Here is a 19018-nt window from a genome sequence, read left to right on the forward strand (position 1 = left end):
ATAGCATCTTATTAAAATTTAAAATGAAACGATAGCCTAATACAAGAAAAGATGAGAACTTGCGAGATTATTTAACATTAATTAAACTTTATTAAAGGTTTTACTTTTCATAGTAATTGTTTCGTATGGTTATGAGTATTAGTTGTATATTTATACATAACTTACACATGAATAATATAGAAAAAGCGATTTGATACTTAAGGCATGAATTTATACATTTACTCGTTTTATAATATAAACATCCGTTTATTTCCAGCCATATTGCCAAGGTTAAACTTTAAAAAATTCGTCTGAACACATCTTATTTAGAATACCATATTTATCTATTAATAATTTAACTCGATTTTAAACATGATAAGAATCAGCGTGTTAATATTAATGAAAATAGCTAACAATAATAAAAATATCAATACTATCAATTAATTATAAAAACAAAACGCTATTTTAAGTCATCATAAACAGAGTAATCAAAACAATAAAACCAGAGAGATAAAATTAAATAAACTTTTCACGTGTTATTTAATCGCTAATATAAAATATATCATTTTATCTTACATCACACTGTTATTACCCTAATAATGCTCTAATTAAGACTTCATTCATTAAATTAAATCTTTTTAGGCTATGACTTTGGTAATTTTACAAAATAGGCGTATATTTAATATTGATCTCAATATTAATACCACTTAATTGCCACATAGTTATTGAGGAAGTTAAAATATGAGTAATAATTCATTAAATCCAAAACACAGTGGAATGGATGATGTTTACGCGTCATTAGAATTATCAAAATCATTGCCGAAAAATAAATTTCCATTAAAAGAACAAGATCCGCGTAATGTATTTAGTGCAGTACGTGATGAATTAATGTTAGATGGAAACTCGCGTCAAAATTTAGCGACGTTCTGTCAAACATGGGTAGATGATGAAATTCGAAGCCTGATGGACTTATCTATCGATAAAAATATGATAGATAAAGATGAATACCCTCAAACTGCTGAAATTGAGAACCGTTGCGTCCATATGTTAGCAAATCTTTGGCACTCTCCAGATGCCGCTAACACATTAGGCTGTTCAACTATTGGTTCATCCGAAGCCGCAATGCTAGGTGGATTAGCACTTAAGTGGCAGTGGCGTAAAAAACGCGCAGCTCAAGGTAAATCAACAGATAAACCAAATATGATCTGCGGTCCCGTTCAAGTATGCTGGCACAAATTTGCACGTTACTTTGATGTAGAACTCAGAGAGATCCCACTTGAAGGTGATCGTCTCATCATGAACCCAGAAGAAGTCCTCAAACGTGTTGATGAAAATACTATCGGCGTTGTACCGACCTTAGGCGTTACATTTACTTGCCAATATGAACCGGTTAAAGCAGTTCATGATGCATTAGATAAGCTACAAAAAGAGACTGGACTTGATATTCCTATCCATGTCGATGGTGCGAGTGGTGGTTTCTTAGCGCCGTTTTGTGCCCCAGAATTAGAATGGGATTTTCGCTTACCTCGCGTAAAATCGATTAACTCCTCTGGCCATAAATTTGGATTAGCACCGCTGGGTGCTGGCTGGGTAATTTGGCGTGAAGCAAAAGACTTACCAGAAGAACTCATTTTCAATGTGAATTATTTAGGCGGCAACATGCCAACGTTCGCACTCAACTTCTCTCGTCCTGGTGGTCAAATCATCGCACAGTATTATAACTTCCTAAGACTGGGCCGTGAGGGATATGCCAAAATTCATAACGCCTGTTACGCAACCGCACAATATCTTGCTCGTGAAATAGAAAAACTCGGCCCATTCGAAATGATTTTTGATGGTGATAGCCAAAAAGGGATCCCTGCTCTGGCTTGGAAACTGAAAAAAGAGGCAGCCACCAGTAATTATTCCCTATATGACATCGCAGATAAACTACGTAGCCGTGGATGGCAAGTTCCTGCTTATTCAATGCCTGCTAACCGAGAAGATTTGGTTGTCCAACGTATCTTAGTGCGCCACGGTGTGAGCTTAGACTTGGCCGCATTATTAATTGAAGATTTCAAACGTACTCTTGAGTACTTTGATAAACACCCCGTCAATAAACCGTTAACCGAAGAAGAAGGCGGCGGCTTTAATCACAGTTAATTTGTTTTGTCACTATGAAGCCAAAGAACTCAAGGTTCTTTGGCTTTTATTGGGATCTGCGCAGTAAAGCAGATTATTTATGGATTTTAGGAGAACTCGTATGGCAACAACAACGACAGCTCCAGCCGCAAAACAGCTGACATTATTAGGCTTTTTTGCTATTACTGCCTCAATGGTGATGGCAGTCTACGAATACCCGACATTTGCAACGTCAGGTTTTAGCTTAGTTTTCTTCTTATTATTAGGTGGATTGTTGTGGTTTATTCCTGTTGCCTTGTGTGCAGCTGAAATGGCCACAGTTGAAGGTTGGGAAGAAGGAGGGGTATTTGCTTGGGTTTCAAATACCCTTGGCGAACGTTGGGGCTTTGCGGCAATTTCATTTGGTTATCTACAAATTGCGATAGGCTTTATTCCAATGCTGTATTTTGTATTGGGTGCGCTGTCTTATATCCTCAATTGGCCTGAACTCAACACCGACCCAATAACCAAAACTATTGGGGCACTGGTTATTTTGTGGGTACTAGCATTTACCCAATTTGGTGGGACAAAATACACCGCAACCATTGCTAAAGCTGGCTTCTTCGCAGGTATATTATTACCCGCACTCATTTTAGTATTTTTAGCTATCAGTTATTTAATTAATGGCGCTCCTTTAGCTATCGAAATCAGTGCTGACACCTTTTTCCCTGATTTCACTAAAATCGGTACGCTAGTCGTTTTCGTTGCCTTTATCTTAAGCTACATGGGGGTAGAAGCTTCTGCCACTCATGTCAATGAAATGAAAAACCCTGGTAGAGATTACCCTATCGCGATGTTTTTACTCATGATAGCCGCAATTTGTTTAAGTTCGATAGGTGGGCTGTCTGTTGCTGCGGTGATCCCAAACAGTGAGATCAACCTTTCCGCGGGTGTAGTTCAAACCTTTAATGTATTAGTCACTCATTTTAATTCAACTCTTGAATGGGCTGTAAGAATTATTGCTGCATTACTGCTATTGGGTGTGCTTGCAGAGATAGCTTCGTGGATAGTAGGACCATCACGCGGTATGTATGTTGCTGCTCAAAAAGGAATTTTGCCGCAAAGCTTTGCTAAAGTGAATAAAAATGGTGTACCAGTCACACTGGTTATCTGCCAGTTATTGATTACAACGGTTGCCATTATTGTGCTAACGAATACAGGGGGCGGTGGTAATATGTCCTTCCTAATCGCTTTAGCACTGACCGTCGTTATATACCTATGCAGTTACTTTATGTTATTCCTTGGCTATATACATTTAGTGCGTAAACAGCCAGAGAAAAAACGGGCATTCAGTATTCCGGGTGGTAAAACATTTAAAGTTATCGTTGCATTAGTCGGGTTGATTGTCTCTATATTGGCATTTATCGTTTCATTCTTCCCACCAAGTTCATTACCAGGTGGAACTAGCGATAATACTTATGTAACACTACTTGTAGTAAGTTTTGTGGTTATTTTCTTACTGCCGTTTATTGTTTATGCGCTCCATAACAAACAAGGTAAGAAAACCGGCGTTGTGATGGTACACATCAAAACGCACAATGCGCCAGCCAACCACTTTTTTATTCACCCTCGTGCACGTTCGACTTATCATTTAGTACATGATGATAAGAGCAATAAAGATAGTGAATAATTAATACTAATAACAGCAATCTGTTGGTTGCTGTTATTTCGACAGCTGACAAAATCCTCGCTTTTTAGTGAGGATTTTCTCCTAATAAGATGAGTAAAAATAAGGGTTTTATTGCATTAAAACAAAAACAGCTAAGTTCTCGATTTTACTCTGTGCTCTTATCATGTTTTTAATCCGAAAAGCCTTCAAATAGCTTCATTATCCGACAGATATTATGGCTCAATCTATTCGCGAGTATTTAACATATGCAAAAGGATGTCATAGAGGAATAAATGCCCCTAGATTGTTTTTTGAATGGGATGATGGTTAAAAAATAACGAAATAGAAGTATTTTGATAGTCAGTCTAACAGCCAGATCAAATTGGTAAATAGCTACCAATAAGTATCCCTTTTCGCTCTCTTACGCACAATGGTGTATACTCGCTGACAAGAAAGTTATTCACGGTTAATTAATAATGAAAGAAATCGAAAAAGCACAAATTAAACTTCTTAGCGACCGTTTAGATAGTATTCGTCACCAGATGGCAAATATGCAACTGACGAACGAAGCGGAAAAGTACGCAGAACTTGAGAAAGAAAAAGCGACGCTGGAAACTGAAATCGTTCGTCTGAAGGCGGTACGTAACAATAAACTAAGCAAAGAAGCGCAAAAATTAGTAGATATGCCATTCAAACGCCCTATCACTAAGAAAGAACAAGCGGATATTGGCAAGCTGAAGAAAGCAGTGCGAGGCTTGATAATTGTCCACCCAATGACGGCATTAGGCCGCGAAATGGGACTGGATAATATGACTGGTTTTTCTAAGACTGATTTCTAGTTATAAAATCAACCCAACTAAAATCTGTAATGACCCACTAATACTAGAAGGTTCTTAATATACTTTTCGTTGTTATGAACCGTTTAACTCACAGCATAAAGCTGATTTTAACAATTTAGTTAAAGTTAAAAATAGTGATTTTTCTTACGAATCCCACCAGTACCTTGCAATGCTTCACGGTCATTGAAACTTAAAAACTGATCCAGCTTGGTATCCCAATCCTGTAAAAAAACCAGCTTATGGCGCAGTGCTTGGTCTTCGGCAAAATCGAGCCACATATTGACGATACGGTTTAATTCTTTCAGTTCATTTTCACGTAGATAATTCTTCGCAACCGTTACATTCGTTTTACGCACCTCATCGAATTTATAGTTGGTTAAGCCCATATTCGGCTGACTGGCATCTGCGCTGCTGACAATAAGCTCTGCCGCTGTCATGCCCGTACAAGCAAAATGCAGTTTGTTTTGAATGGATTGGAAGAAACGTGTGGTTTCTTTATTTGAAGGCTCGTAATCCGCTGCCATGGTGAATATTTCTTTCACCCGTAAATACACCCGCCGCTAACTGGCGCGAATATCACAGATGCGTTCGAGCATCTCATCAAATGGCCTCCACTCTATCCGTTATGCACAAACTATGAACAACAATATAGTATGTTTAACAAAAAAATAAGGCCACCAGCAAATAGGTGATAAGCACATTATTTTATGAAAAACAATGTGTTACTATTATCTATATTCTTTCTCTTCCTGAAAAATGCTCATACATCTTTTAGTTATCACCCATAGCGCCTTATTCAATTTAATATCCCCATCAATGCCATTCACTGAACGAGTGTGGGCACGCTTACCTTTTGTATTTTTACCCGATAATCCGCCTTTGATTAAATTCTTCTGTAAGCATTGATGCTCTTCACCAAAGCGATACTTCATTCTCCAGTAGCTTGAGCCTTTAGCGGTAACTTCAAGATATAAACCACCACCATCAAAGAATTTATATGACTTTTCTTTAGGCTTTGCAGTCTCAACCTGACGGGCGGTGAATGCCATTGGGGGCACCTCATTTTGGGAGAGTTTTAGTGCCCTTTAATATGTCTTCAAAAACCTATTGATGTAGGTTGATTTTGGTTGATATCAGCTGAATTAAACGTGGCTTAATAGCTGATATTATAAGGAATTAATTGAAATTTGTAGAGGTGTATTGAACTTGAGTGGCGATCACAGGAGTCGCATTTAATAGGCAATGGCATTGATATTAAATGAGTTTGTCTAGTTGGATAAATATCGGTGCCCCCATTAATGCCCCCAAGTTGGTTTTTGAGGTGGGCATGGTTAGGAAATCGCAAAACAAAATATTTTAATGTTGTATCACCTATAACCTGATATTACCCAATTATAGGGAATTATTATATCTATAGGTCACTTATAAGTGAAGAATCGACCTAATATCGTATTTTCAGCGGCAAGTTACCCTCAAAATATACATTCTAACTATGATTATTGGATGAACCATCTATGTTTTGAACCATCCCAACCATAAGATTTTTTATAAAATGTCTCCATCGCTGCAACATATTGTGAAAGTATCAAGGTGACATCACTTGCTTGGGGAATATCATCTTCATCCAAAAAGTCTAAAAAACTAATAGAACCTTCATCAGACAACACCGTTTTGACTCTTTCCAACAAACGGTTGACTATTTTTATTTTACTTTTACTCACAGCAGAATCAGGTTTCTTCTTAGAGATATCTCTAAATTCGGCATACATAGCTTTTAACAAAGGCATTGTAGTATCGTGTGTTTGAGCCTTTTCCCTTGTTGTATAAAATTTATCTCTATTCACATTTAATCCTTAAGTTTTTTAGGCTTTACCGTACGAAGTAGTAACATACCATTTTCATCTACTTTATCAGTTGCATTACCGTTTACTTGCCAATACCATGCACCGTTTTTGATAATAACATTATCAGACCTTAGCTTCTCAAAACATTGTAGGTACTGGGAAAGTATAAAAACAATATCACTGTTCTGTGGCATATCATCTTCATCAAAGTTACTAAAATCATCGAAAGGCCTATACACATTGTCTAAATAATCGTTACTTTGTGATAGAAGTTTATTAACAAACTTTAATTTAAATTTATTTACCGCATCGTTTGGATTCTTTTTTGATAAAAGTGATACCTCCTCATATATACTTAATAATTGACCAAACAGTTTCTCAAAAGTATCTACATTATCTCTATTCATATTCTCACTCCTATGATGGGCACGATCTCCGAAATTCAATATATTTTTTCTTCAAGACTTCAATCGGTGCTCTTTGCTTACTTTCATATACATCAACCATTAATTTTAAATCATCATCTGTGATTGCAATTATACATTTTCTTTGAGACGACCATAAGTCAATAGTATTTTTGAACATCGCCTTTGGTAATGGATTACGGGTTAGAAATATTCCAAATCGTCCAATATTAGATTGGAGATACCGATTGAGCTGATTTATATGATCTCTATCGATCACTTTTACATTTTTCATCTCAATGACAAGTTGACGATTCTCATACTCTGTAAATATTTCATCTAAGAAATCAACGTCACGATTATTATAGAATATCAAATCCCGAATATGCCTTCCCGAGTCCGTGCGACTTTGCGTATCGGCAAAATCTAAATGAGGATAGAATAATGTAGCTAATAAATCAGCTGATAGCTCCTCATATCTCATGTCCGCACCATCTTCTTTCCCTGTTTTAAGCTCTAGAAGTTTAGCTAGTTTCCTTTTTGCAGATAAGACTGGGATCTGACTAAACAAAGGATCATTTTGACAATCCTTTGAGGTTCGATCTTTATATTTTACATATTCTTCTATCACTCCATAATTATCCCTGTTGAAATTCAATACCTTTACCCGTTCTTCAGACCCATTCAAATTAAATATTTCATCCTTCGGGCAATAGGATTTAAAGTAATCCTCGAAATTAATCCAAGGATTAAATCTAAGCCAGCGCTTAGGAGTAAAAATTAAAGGCTCTTTGGTCTTAGGATTTACTGGAAGTTGTAGTTTTTGATTACAATCAAAAGAATGCTTTTGATAGTTATATAGAGAGTCTAAGATAACACCTTCAGTAGGTATCCCATTGATTTCACACTGTTCAATCGTGTAATCAATCAAAAATGATTTAATATAATTACAAGCAATGTCACTAACTCGATCTTTTGATATACCTGAAACATAAAGCTGAATCACTTCAAAGTGAGTGAATCCGAACTGACTATACTCCGGAATATCTGCAAATAAACTAAGAATTTCATTTGCCTGTTTAATTCCAATTTTTACGCCTTTTCGCGATCTAGAAACACCAAGACCAACTTCTGAACATTCAGAAAGATTAATAAGTGTTTTAACAGCATCTTCTTCACGTCCTTTTTTAATCAAGTAATTTAGGTGATTGAATGAATTTGTAATAGCAGTGTGTAATGATTGATCCTGTAAAGATGGCGACTTCCACAGTAAAAATGGGTCAACATAAAGAGGAATATCCTCATCAAAAAACTGAATTGCAAAATCCAAATCTGTTTGAGATTTATGGATGCCATGATAGTCAGTTAATCTTGGTCTAAATAATTCCATTAGTCCTCTTTATATTTTTACCTGAATAGGAACAGTTTACAGTGCCTTAAATATTCAAAAATGAATAACAGATTTATGGTAAATTTACCAAATAAGCTTTGCTCTTTATTTTTCAATATACCAATATCTTCCCATAATTCATCTGCATCAAAAGCAGTCCATACTGGAGGTACAGGGGATAACATATTACAGTAGCAGATAGGAGCAACATACCGACACAGCATGACTTGAACATACTCAACGGGAAAATGTTTTGCGACCGAGGCGATATATTGGTAATCCACCCAATTGCCCACAAATATGTCGGATAATGCGGCACAGAGATCTTTGTCTGTAAACAGTTTACTTGTATTCACCACATCACTTCTTTTGCTTACTTGTTTTCAGCAAATCTTTCAACACTGCAATATTCGCCCTCGCCCCTTCCGCCTCTTTTAATTGACGGCGTTTTTGAGCAAAAATATCAAACACTGCTTTGGCTTTCTCATCGGCTGCTTTTTTGCTAATACCACCAGCACCTTGTAATACGTCTCGATCATTGAAACTTAAAAACTGATCTAGCTTGGTATCCCAATCTTGTAAGAAAACTTGCTTACGGCGCAGCGCTTGGTCTTCGGCAAAGTCGAGCCACATATTGACGATACGGTTTAATTCTTTGAGCTCATTTTCTCGTAGATAATTCTTCGCAATCGTTACATCCGTTTTACGCACTTCGTCCGACTTATAGCTAGTTAAACCCATATCTGGCTGACTGGCATCTGCGCGGCTGTTAATTAATTCAGCAGCAGTCATGCCGGTACAAGCAAAATGCAATTTGTTTTGAATGGTTTGGAAGAAACGAGTTGTTTCTTTATTGGAAGGCTCGTAATCCGCTGCCATGGTGAAGATCTCTTTCACCCGTAAATACACCCGACGTTCACTGGCGCGAATATCACGGATGCGTTCGAGTATCTCATCAAAGTAATCAGGCACGACTGATTGACCAACAGGCGGGTTTTTTAGCCGCTCATCGTCCATCACAAACCCTTTGATCAGATACTGCTCCAGCGTTTGCGTTGCCCACTGACGAAACTGCGTTCCGCGAACAGATCGGACGCGGTAGCCAACAGCGAGGATCATAGAAAGATTGAAGTATTTCACATTGTACTGTTTAGCATCATCCGCAGTTGTTCGGTAAAACCGAACAACTGAATCTTCGATTAACTCGCCTTCAGTAAAAATATTGCTGATATGCTCACTAATCGTGGCTTTAGCTTTACCATAAAGTTCACAAATCGAGGCTTGAGATAACCACAAAGTATCAGATTCAAAGCGGCATTCGACGCGAGTTTGACCATCTTCACTTCGGAACAAAACAAATTCGCCCTGTGGTGCTTCAGGAAGATTATCACTCATTACATTGCCTCCGCTCACTGAGCACTATCTCAATCAAATAAAAACCAATGCTACCAATATACCCAGAAAAATAAATGTTAAAATACTTAAATCAATTAGTTGCTTGCAACTGACATCTTCGCTAACTCTGGATTATTAGCCTGAAAAATCGATAACGGCAATTCAATCTTACGCCCGTTCTGATCTTCCACGGCTTTAACCACTTCAAACTCAGCAACATCTTCACAAGGAATTTCCAATCCTGTAAAGGTCGCACGCGTTGCACTAGAATCGCCAAAAGGTTCCACTTCCAGTACCGTATCCCCTAATACTTTTCCTTGCCCATCTTTCATTCTCAAGGTTATCTCCAGCGCACCAAACTCCGCATGGTCTAACACCATATGGTTACCGCCATTATCGAGGGTAAATGAATAACCACAGTAACCTTGGTTAATAAAATTTGAGCTGGTATGTGTGATGCTCGCATAACGCTGTTGTTCTTCAGCCAAGCTAAATGTACTAACTATCAATAGTTTTATCGCAAATAGGCTTTTTATCTTATTCATTACGTTACCTTTTGTTATCTTGTATCGTCCCCGCTACCGCAAGTAACGATAGCGAGAATGTTATTTATTGTTGGTTGGTTTGCAATCCGCCTTTAGTGCGGTCCTTTTCTTTCCAACGTGGGCGTTTTTTACCTGATAATTCTTTTTGCTGGTTCCAATAACCTATCGGATAGCGTTTGACGATAGTACCGTTGACACCAATATCAACTGACGAATATTGCCCGTTATTAATGTATCCTTTTTGGACATAAGCGTTAGGGCTACAAGTGCCCGTATCGCGTTGTTGCCAGTTTCCGTCAGTTCTTGCCACGATGTAGAAATCACCAAATGCACAGCCTGACGCGGATTTATGATTCAGTACAGCAACATAATGTTTGGTTGAGCCCACAATCCTACAGCTACTGTTTTGGCCCCCACACACTTGCCATAAGGTTTTACCGCCATCACCGTTATACTCCCAAATGATATTTTTAGGGGGCTGGCTGGTGGCATGTAAGTATCCCGGAAAAAAGTCTCATTCACTTTCAGAGATCTTCATCCATACTGATATGTATCCTGAGGAGATCGCCATGCGCAAAGCCCGATTTACTGAACATCAGATTATCGCCGTTCTGAAGTCCGTTGAAGCCGGACGGACAGTCAAAGATGTCTGCCGTGAAGCCGGTATATCCGAAGCCAGCTACTACAACTGGAAAGCTAAATATGGTGGGATGGAAGCCTCTGATATTAAAAAATTAAAAGATCTTGAAGAGGAAAACCGGCGTTTAAAACAGATGTTTGCTGACCTGAGTCTTGAGTGCCGGGCACTGAAGGATGTTATCGAAAAAAAGCTTTAAAAACAGCGGTAAAGCGGGAGCTTGTCAGTTACCTTATCGAACAGTATTCGATGAGCATCCGTCACGCCTGCCGGGCCTTATCGCTGAGCAGAACGGTGTATTTTTACAAACCGGATACCCGGCGGAATGAACCGGTGATACAGGCGCTGACAGAGGCGGCAGAACGTTATCCCCGTTACGGGTTTAAAAAGCTGTTTCAGATCCTGCGCAGGCAGGGCAACGGATGGAATCATAAGCGCGTTCACCGGATCTATTGTCTGCTGAAGCTGAACTTTCGCCGTAAAGGCAAACAACGTCTGCCTGTGCGTAATCCGGCACCGCTGGCAACGCCGGAAGCACTGAATCAGAGCTGGTCGGTTGATTTTATGCATGATGCGTTGATCTGCGGCAGGCGTTTCAGGACGTTCAATATCGTGGATGATTTTAATCGTGAAGCACTGGCGATAGAAATTGATCTGAATATCCCGGCCCAACGTGTCGTCCGGGTATTGGACAGAATAGTTGCAACACGCGGATACCCGGTGAAAATACGGATGGATAATGGTCCGGACACTGAATGAAGTACGGGAAATCACAGAACGCTGGCTGAGGGAATATAACCGGGAGCGTCCACACGAATCCCTGAATAATCTGACGCCGGAAGAATACCGGTTATTAGCTGAAAATAACGAAATCTCAAAAAGTGTGTGGAACTGAAACGGGTGTACTTACAATTTGGTCATTTGGTCGTTTGGTAGAAATTCGAACCTCACTAAAGGTACGTTTAGATGTAAGTGATTTGAATCTAAAGAGGACTAGCCCTGTGTATGCTAACATAAAGCAGTATTAAGTATTCCTAGCCTTGATAGATTATTTACTATAACTCTAAAGCATCTGATACGGTGGTACTCTAATGTTTTATTTCTTCATCGAGTTAAATTTTCTTGTAAATGCTCAAAATTAGTGTTTTTGGATAAAAATAATCATGTTGAAACAAGTTTTTAATAAAGAACAGCTATCCAAAGTAATTTCATCTACCGATGTTTGGAGATGGGATTTATTGTCAAAATTTGGAGATGTTGACGCATCATTAGAACAGACTATTGGATACTGGAAAACAAATGGTTTGTACTTGTCTCCTATAAAAACAAAAGTGGTAAACGGGAAAACTGTTTTTACACCTAGTCGAGTTGAAGATGCATTTGCTATAAAACTTCTAGATAGATTTATAAGAAGAATATATAAAGTTAGACAGTCTGATCGTAACCGAATTGTGAAGCAAGTGCTTACTTTGCTAAAAGATTCTGGTGATTATCATATTCTTCGGTTAGATATTAAAAACTGCTACGAAAGCATTAGTTTTGAGAAAATGATTGCTAAATTTCAGGATGATCTAATTTTATCTCCAGACTGTATAAAATTATTGAATAATACTAATCAGCAATTGAAGAATGGATTCGGGTTTCATGGTTTACCTAGAGGATTATCAATAAGTCCTACTCTCGCAGAACTATATCTAGAAGAACTTGATAAGAAAATAGCATCAAACAATGATGTAATTTATAGTGCTAGATATGTTGATGATATAATATTAATTACAACAGCCAGCAAGAAAAAAAAACTAGAAATTGATCTAAACAATACTCTTGTTGATATGGGGCTAGAATTTAACGAAAGTGAAAATAAAAAATTCTCAGGTTCTTCTAAGAACGCTAATTTTAATTATTTAGGATATTCTATTTGCGTTACAGCTAAGACTAACAAACCTAATCAAGTCGATGTTACTATTTCCAAATCAAAAATAAATAAAATAAAATCTAAAATATTGAAGTCATTATATGAAAATAATAAAAATAAAGATCTAAAAATGTTGAAGCGAAGAATTGAATTCCTGAGTTTATTAAAAGTAGTTAAGAAAGGAAGGAATGGCAACCTTTTGGCTGGAATAGCACATAACTATCAATACTCTACAGATAACTTTGAATCCTTGAAAACTATAGATGGATTTCTTATAAATCAATTAAATAATTCAAGATTTAACTTGACGCCATTAGAAATAGCTAAGATAAAAAAAATATCATTTTATGGTAATGCCAGAAAAGGTAGCACGGGAAAATTCACTAGAAAGCAAACAGCAAACATAATGCAGGTTTGGAAACATGTCTAAAATAATTAAAGTTAATACTAAAGATAAATATAGAGCATTATTAACAGATGTTCTGCCTTATGAATTACCACTATGGTATTCTAATTTCACGATGTATAAAAGATTTCATAATAAAAATCATCGTAACTCCTATGGTACGATATCTGGTATTAACTTCGATGCTAGTACAGGTACTTATATACCATTAGATTATCTAGTTAGTCGTGGTGGAAATAAAACGCCCCGTTCCATATCTATTATGCACCCAGCGGCTCAGTTAAAAGTATGTGATTTTTATGAGGAATACGGGGATCTTATAGAGTATTACTGTACTAAGTCTAAACACTCTTTAAGACATCCATACAGAAAAACTAATAAATTTTATGGTAAAACTCAACAAAGTTCTAAGGTTTCTGATGGAGTCGAAGCTGAACATGAAGATCGTATTGTTTCAAGTTCATACTTTAAGTATAAAGCCTACCCATTCTTATATCGTTTTTTTGAGTCATATGAATACCATAGACTTGAAAAAAAATTTCATAGTATGTTACAAGTTGATGTATCAAAATGCTTTCCGAGTATTTACACCCACTCAATTGGCTGGGCAGTGAAAAATAAGAATCTAGCTAAAGCTAAACCTAAAGGTAGCTTTGACGGTGAATTCGACAATTTGATGCAGTTGACAAATTATCGGGAAACCAACGGTATTCTTATAGGCCCTGAAGTTAGTAGAATATTTTCTGAAATTATATTGCAGAGAATAGACTTAAATTTAGTGGATAGAATGCAAGCGCATGGTTATTCCATCTCGAAGGATTTTGATTTTAGAAGGTATGTTGATGATTACTTTATTTTTTATCGTTCAGATAAGGTTAGGCAAAATATCGTAAAGCACCTAGAGGCTTGCTTGCTAGATTACAAAATGTACTTAAATGATGCAAAGACAATAATAGCTTCTAGGCCATTTGCTACTGATATCTCATTAACCAAACACTCTTTAAGAAACACCGTAAGTGAATTTTATTTATCGCGATACAATAAAGTAGTTGAGATTGATGATGATCCAATAGTTAAATTACAACGACCTGGTTCAAAAGCTAATAGAGCAATATCTGAAATAAAAATGGCATTAGCTAATTACAAAGTAGAATATAGCTCTATTTCAAACTATTTATTTAGTGCTATCACGAAAAAAATTGACTCTTACATATTAAAACTATCAAATATTAATACATTGCAAGAACACCACATAAATTGGATTATTGTCGATTTAGACGTTTTGTTTTTTATTCATACTATGGATATTAGAATAAGACCGACGGATAGGCTAGCTAGACTTATAAGCGAACTTATTGATAGAACATCAGGTTGGTCACAAACTTACCTTGATATTATAAATAAAAAAATATTTGACCACGTTAAGCAAGCTATAAATATTTATATTGATCATGCCAATGACATTATTGGATTAGAAACTCTGAATTTGTTGATGATCTTAACTATGTTACCTAAAGAATATCAACTTCCGCCAAGTAAGCTAGAAGAATACATCAACTCTTTGAATTCCAATTCAGAAACTAACGATTTTTATTTTCGTTGGGTTACTTTTATGCTTTACATTGGTCCTAGACCTCAATATCACATTATCCACGACCAATTAGTTCAGTTAGCCAATAAATATTTACTTGAACATGAGAATATGTTTATAGATACAGAGTATTTTATATTCTATTTTGATTATCTTGCATGTCCTCATATTGATGAAAATATCAGAACAACAACGATGGACGCAGTAAAAAAAATAACTTTCGGTAACAAGAGAAAACCTGTAACATTCGATTCAGTAGCTCAGGGAAGAACAGCCCTAAAGAATGACTTTGTGGTAGCTTGGCGTGATCCAAATTATTTGAAAGCTAGCCTAGAAAAGAAAGAGTACATTTTCTCATACAGTTAAATCTATGCCGTCTGCCTCCGTAGGCTTCTGCATTCACCTTAGCAATCAAGCATTAAAACTGTGTTTTAAACACGCTGTTTAATATAAGATTGTTCGGATGTTTGTATGGGCTGCAAGTAATTGCAGCCACACACACGATAGGAGGTGGACGGCACCCCATCAAGCATAAACTCATGTGCTTGTTACTCAAAAATGTCTAACACTGGGTCATAGTGGACACTTAATCCCCTCCAACTCATCCATGTAATCCGCATACCACTGCATCATTTCCCTGCGTCCATCCATATACTGGGCATGGTTATACGTGCCACGGATCGCGTTTTTATCAATATGCGCGAGCTGGGTTTCAATCCATACTGAATTAAATCCTTTCTCATGCAAAATTGTGCTCATTGTGTGGCGGAAGCCATGTCCTGTTAGCCTTCCTTTATACCCCAACAACTCAATAACCTGATTTACGCTTTCCTTACTGATTGGTTTTCTATGGTCATTACGGCCTATAAAGACAAGCTCATAATGCCCTGATAGCGGCTTAAGTGAATTAAACAGCTCAATCACCTGTTTTGATAACGGCACAACATGTGGTCGCTTCATTTTCATCACTTCAGCAGGGATCTCCCAAATCCCTTTTTCTAAATCAATATCCTGCCAACGAGCAAAGCGGAGTTCTTGTGTTCTGACTGCTGTTAGTAAAATAATTTTAGTCGCAGTTTTAGTAATAATACTCCCCGTGTAACCAGCTAAATCCTTTAGGAAATAAGGTAACTCTTCAGCGGTTAAGAATGGAAAATGTTGTTTTTTCGGTGGGGTAAGCGCTGAAGCCAGATCCGGTGCAGGGTTATATTCAGCCCGCCCTGTAATGATTGCGTATCTATAGACCTCTCCGCAGCGCTGGCGGACTTTGCGCATATTTTCTAAGGCTCCGCGCTTCTCCATTTTTCGCAGGGTTTCTAGCAGCTCTAATGGCTTAATTTCCGTTATAGGACGTTTACCTATATAAGGAAAGATATCTTTTTCAAAGGTATCAATAATTTCATCACGGTAACGCAGTGACCAGCGATCTGCTTTCGATTTATGCCATTCGCGAGCAATAGCTTCAAACGTATTTCCTGTACTGAGCTTTTGAATCGCCTTCTCTTCTTTTTTCACTTCTCCGGGATCACCACCAGCAGCAAGTACCTTTTTTGCTTGGTTTCTCATTTCACGTGCTTCAGCAAGTGTCACGGTAGGAAAAACACCAAAAGCTAATCTTTTTTCTTTATCACCAAAGCGATACTTCATTCTCCAGTAGCTTGAGCCTTTAGCGGTAACTTCAAGATATAAACCACCACCATCAAAGAATTTATATGACTTTTCTTTAGGCTTTGCAGTCTCAACCTGACGGGCGGTGAATGCCATTGGGGGCACCTCATTTTGGGAGAGTTTTAGCGCCCTTTAATATGTCTTCAAAAACCTATTGATGTAGGTTGATTTTGGTTGATATCAGCCGAATTAAACGTGGTTTAATAGCTGATATTTAAGGAATAAATTGAAATTTGCAGATATGTATAAAACTTGAGTGGCGGAAGATCACAGGAGTCGAACCTGCCAAGGACCGCTGGCGGCCCCATCTGGATTTGAAGTCCAGCCGCCCCACCGGGGACGATGATCTTCCTTTTTAGGAGTATTATTAGGAAATAACGAGCTGATTATACGCTGAATCCTTTATATTCCCAAGTATCCTAAATCAATAAAACCTCTTTCAAAGAAAATAATCCCATTTTTGAGTAAAACTGCTGATAATGACCGCGATACTATTGAACTTATACTGTTTCATCCTCATCTTACTATCTATAACGAATAAACATTAGTGGTGTGTTTCATATCACTACAACCCAATTAACAGGATGTTTTTATGTCAAATCCATTAGTTAGCACAACGGGATTACCTGCATTCTCCCAAATAAAACCAGAACACGTTGTACCTGCACTGAAAGAAATTTTAGCAACCTATCGCGCAACTGTTGAGAAATTACTCGCTGACAATACTCAATTTAGCTGGGATAACCTTTGTCAGCCTTTAGCTGAAGCGGGCGATAAACTTGCCCGAGCATGGTCTCCTGTTAGTCATTTAAATTCAGTAAGAAACTGTGCTGAATTGCGCGAAGCTTATGAACAAAGTTTACCATTACTCTCTGAATTTAGTACTTGGATGGGTCAACATGAAGGGTTATATCAAGCCTATAAATCAATAAAAGAAAGTGCTGATTTTAATCACCTCACCCAACCACAGAAAAAAGCCATAGAAAACGCACTACGCGATTTTGAGTTATCTGGTATTGGCTTATCAAAAGAAAAACAACAACGTTTTGGTGAAATTAGTGCGCGTATGTCAGAGCTTGGCGCAAAATTTGGTAATAATGTGTTAGATGCAACAATGGGTTGGTCTAAATTAATTACCGATGTAAATGACTTAGCGGGGATGCCACAAAGCGCTATTGATGCAGCCAAAGCTATTGCAGAGTCTAAAGAACAAGAGGGCTATCTATTAACACTTGATATGCCTAGTTATTTGCCTGTAATGACTTACGCTGATAACCGCGAACTTAGAAAAGAGATGAGCATCGCTTATAGCACGCGAGCCTCCGATCAAGGCCCTAATGCGGATCAGTGGGATAACAGTGAGATTATGGCTGAAATCTTAGCGTTGCGTCATGAATTAGCACAGTTGTTAGGTTTTAAAAACTACGCTGAAAAATCACTAGCAACTAAAATGGCACAATCACCAGAGCAAGTCCTTAATTTCTTAACTGATTTAGCACAACGCGCTCATTCACAAGGTGAAGCAGAGCTCGCTGAATTAACGCAATTTGCCAAAGAACACTATGGTGTTGATAAGTTAGAACCTTGGGATCTGGCTTATTACAGTGAAAAACAAAAACAACATCTATTTTCCATCGATGATGAACAATTACGTCCTTATTTTCCTGAACAACGTGCCCTCAGTGGATTATTTGAAGTAGTTCATCGTATTTATGGTTTAACCGCTAAAGAACGTAAAGATATCGACACATGGCATGATGATGTGCGTTTCTTTGAGCTTTATGATGAAAGCAATACCCTACGCGGCAGTTTCTATCTCGATTTATATGCCCGTGAACATAAGCGTGGCGGTGCGTGGATGGATGATTGTATTGGTAGAATGCGTCATGCTGATGGCTCACTACAAAACCCAGTTGCTTATCTCACCTGCAATTTCAATAAACCTGTAGGCGATAAGCCAGCACTCTTCACTCATAATGAAGTCACAACGCTATTCCATGAATTCGGTCATGGCTTACATCATATGCTAACGCAAATTGATACCGCTGATGTTGCGGGTATTAATGGTGTGCCTTGGGATGCAGTCGAATTGCCAAGCCAATTTATGGAAAACTGGTGCTGGGAGCCTGAAGCATTAGCCTTTATTTCTGGACATTACGAAACGGGTGAGCCTCTGCCACAAGCAATGTTAGAAAATATGTTAACAGCAAAAAATTATCAATCTGCAATGTTTGTTCTACGCCAATTAGAATTTGGTCTATTTGATTTCCGTTTACACGCTGAGTACTCACCAGAAAAAGGGGCTCGTATTATGGAAATTTTAAATAGCGTGAAAGAGAAAGTCTCTGTGGTACCTTCTGCACCGTGGGCGCGTTTCCCTCATGCCTTTAGTCATATCTTTGCAGGCGGTTATGCTGCGGGCTATTACAGCTACTTATGGGCGGATGTTTTAGCTGCGGATGCATTCTCTCGTTTCTCTGAAGAAGGTATTTTTAACCGCGAAACAGGCCAATCATTCCTTGATAACATTTTAACGCGTGGTGGTTCAGAAGAACCAATGGAACTATTTAAACGCTTCCGTGGTCGTGAGCCTAAGCTTGATGCAATGCTCAAAGGCTATGGCATTAAAGGGTAAC

General features: G+C 37.8%; 14 protein-coding genes, 1 tRNA gene and 4 pseudogenes. 8 read left to right on the top strand and 11 right to left on the bottom strand.

All coding sequences use genetic code 11. The features are described from left to right. The first annotated feature begins 720 nt into the window (after positions 1 to 720). The 4 genes and pseudogenes from gad to M997_RS01145 all read left to right on the top strand — a co-directional run bounded on the left by gad (position 721) and on the right by M997_RS01145 (position 4587). Positions 721 to 2121, top strand: coding sequence for a glutamate decarboxylase (gad, locus tag M997_RS01135; protein ID WP_064718291.1), 1401 nt, complete (start codon positions 721 to 723; stop codon positions 2119 to 2121). Between the two features lie 100 nt (positions 2122 to 2221). Continuing rightward, positions 2222 to 3769, top strand: coding sequence for a glutamate/gamma-aminobutyrate antiporter (gene gadC / locus M997_RS01140; protein WP_064718292.1), 1548 nt, complete (start codon positions 2222 to 2224; stop codon positions 3767 to 3769). Between the two features lie 163 nt (positions 3770 to 3932). Beyond that, positions 3933 to 4019 (top strand): annotated as a pseudogene (locus M997_RS17900) (IS6 family transposase); the annotation flags it as partial. A 205-nt stretch (positions 4020 to 4224) separates the two neighbouring features. Further along, the gene (locus M997_RS01145) at positions 4225 to 4587 is read left to right on the top strand and encodes a YibL family ribosome-associated protein (protein ID WP_064718293.1); all 363 of its coding nucleotides are present in this window, start codon (positions 4225 to 4227) and stop codon (positions 4585 to 4587) included. A 140-nt stretch (positions 4588 to 4727) separates the two neighbouring features. Here M997_RS01145 and rhuM read toward each other — a convergent pair. From rhuM to M997_RS01190, 9 genes and pseudogenes are all read right to left on the bottom strand, one after another. Then, positions 4728 to 5192, bottom strand: a pseudogene (gene rhuM / locus M997_RS01150) (RhuM family protein); the annotation flags it as partial. Between the two features lie 315 nt (positions 5193 to 5507). After that, positions 5508 to 5636: pseudogene (locus M997_RS17375) on the bottom strand (Arm DNA-binding domain-containing protein); the annotation flags it as partial. Between the two features lie 447 nt (positions 5637 to 6083). Then, positions 6084 to 6431, bottom strand: a complete 348-nt coding sequence (locus tag M997_RS01160; protein ID WP_205125579.1) for a hypothetical protein — start codon at positions 6429 to 6431, stop codon at positions 6084 to 6086. A 2-nt stretch (positions 6432 to 6433) separates the two neighbouring features. Continuing rightward, positions 6434 to 6838, bottom strand: a complete 405-nt coding sequence (locus tag M997_RS01165; RefSeq protein ID WP_064718295.1) for a hypothetical protein — start codon at positions 6836 to 6838, stop codon at positions 6434 to 6436. 10 nt (positions 6839 to 6848) lie between these two features. Then, complete coding sequence (locus tag M997_RS01170; RefSeq protein WP_064718296.1) at positions 6849 to 8225, bottom strand: hypothetical protein; 1377 nt, start codon at positions 8223 to 8225, stop codon at positions 6849 to 6851. 17 nt (positions 8226 to 8242) lie between these two features. Further along, the gene (locus M997_RS01175) at positions 8243 to 8581 is read right to left on the bottom strand and encodes a DUF7079 family protein (protein WP_156510796.1); all 339 of its coding nucleotides are present in this window, start codon (positions 8579 to 8581) and stop codon (positions 8243 to 8245) included. Positions 8582 to 8585: 4 nt separating this feature from the next. Further along, positions 8586 to 9620, bottom strand: a complete 1035-nt coding sequence (locus M997_RS01180; RefSeq protein ID WP_064718298.1) for a virulence RhuM family protein — start codon at positions 9618 to 9620, stop codon at positions 8586 to 8588. Between the two features lie 95 nt (positions 9621 to 9715). Continuing rightward, entirely contained in the window at positions 9716 to 10165 is a 450-nt protein-coding gene (locus tag M997_RS01185; RefSeq protein WP_064718299.1) for an IrmA family protein, read from the bottom strand. 64 nt (positions 10166 to 10229) lie between these two features. Then, the gene (locus M997_RS01190; protein ID WP_239994722.1) at positions 10230 to 10553 is read right to left on the bottom strand and encodes a hypothetical protein; all 324 of its coding nucleotides are present in this window, start codon (positions 10551 to 10553) and stop codon (positions 10230 to 10232) included. 181 nt (positions 10554 to 10734) lie between these two features. Here M997_RS01190 and M997_RS17620 point away from each other — a divergent pair. The 3 genes and pseudogenes from M997_RS17620 (at position 10735) to drt3b (ending at position 15080) form a co-directional block, all read left to right on the top strand. Further along, positions 10735 to 11697: pseudogene (locus tag M997_RS17620) on the top strand (IS3 family transposase). 268 nt (positions 11698 to 11965) lie between these two features. Beyond that, entirely contained in the window at positions 11966 to 13147 is a 1182-nt protein-coding gene (gene drt3a / locus M997_RS01205) for an antiviral reverse transcriptase Drt3a (RefSeq protein ID WP_064718300.1), read from the top strand. After that, entirely contained in the window at positions 13140 to 15080 is a 1941-nt protein-coding gene (gene drt3b, locus M997_RS01210) for an antiviral reverse transcriptase Drt3b (protein ID WP_064718301.1), read from the top strand. Before drt3a ends, drt3b begins: the two co-directional genes overlap by 8 nt. Before the next feature lie 207 nt (positions 15081 to 15287). On the opposite strand, the gene M997_RS01215 is transcribed toward drt3b, so the two are convergent. Both M997_RS01215 and M997_RS01220 read right to left on the bottom strand, forming a co-directional pair. Next, positions 15288 to 16478 (bottom strand): tyrosine-type recombinase/integrase, encoded by a 1191-nt coding sequence (locus tag M997_RS01215; protein WP_064718302.1) that lies wholly within the window; start codon positions 16476 to 16478, stop codon positions 15288 to 15290. Positions 16479 to 16639: 161 nt separating this feature from the next. Further along, positions 16640 to 16734, bottom strand: a tRNA-Sec gene (locus M997_RS01220). Positions 16735 to 16974: 240 nt separating this feature from the next. Here M997_RS01220 and prlC point away from each other — a divergent pair. Then, positions 16975 to 19017: an oligopeptidase A gene (gene prlC / locus M997_RS01225; protein WP_064718303.1), complete on the top strand. Its 2043-nt coding sequence runs from the start codon at positions 16975 to 16977 to the stop codon at positions 19015 to 19017. Position 19018 lies beyond the last annotated feature (1 nt).

This window comes from Proteus hauseri ATCC 700826 (genome assembly GCF_001654965.1).
GTDB classification, from domain to species: Bacteria; Pseudomonadota; Gammaproteobacteria; order Enterobacterales; family Enterobacteriaceae; genus Proteus; species Proteus hauseri.

Bases quoted from the DNA above. Each gene is read 5' to 3' on its own strand.
- gad (WP_064718291.1), top strand. From the start codon at position 721: ATGAGTAATAATTCATTAAATCCAAAACACAGTGGAATGGATGATGTT.
- gadC (WP_064718292.1), top strand. From the start codon at position 2,222: ATGGCAACAACAACGACAGCTCCAGCCGCAAAACAGCTGACATTATTA.
- M997_RS01145 (WP_064718293.1), top strand. From the start codon at position 4,225: ATGAAAGAAATCGAAAAAGCACAAATTAAACTTCTTAGCGACCGTTTA.
- M997_RS01165 (WP_064718295.1), bottom strand. From the start codon at position 6,838: ATGAATAGAGATAATGTAGATACTTTTGAGAAACTGTTTGGTCAATTA.
- M997_RS01170 (WP_064718296.1), bottom strand. From the start codon at position 8,225: ATGGAATTATTTAGACCAAGATTAACTGACTATCATGGCATCCATAAA.
- M997_RS01180 (WP_064718298.1), bottom strand. From the start codon at position 9,620: ATGAGTGATAATCTTCCTGAAGCACCACAGGGCGAATTTGTTTTGTTC.
- M997_RS01185 (WP_064718299.1), bottom strand. From the start codon at position 10,165: ATGAATAAGATAAAAAGCCTATTTGCGATAAAACTATTGATAGTTAGT.
- drt3a (WP_064718300.1), top strand. From the start codon at position 11,966: ATGTTGAAACAAGTTTTTAATAAAGAACAGCTATCCAAAGTAATTTCA.
- drt3b (WP_064718301.1), top strand. From the start codon at position 13,140: ATGTCTAAAATAATTAAAGTTAATACTAAAGATAAATATAGAGCATTA.
- M997_RS01215 (WP_064718302.1), bottom strand. From the start codon at position 16,478: ATGGCATTCACCGCCCGTCAGGTTGAGACTGCAAAGCCTAAAGAAAAG.
- prlC (WP_064718303.1), top strand. From the start codon at position 16,975: ATGTCAAATCCATTAGTTAGCACAACGGGATTACCTGCATTCTCCCAA.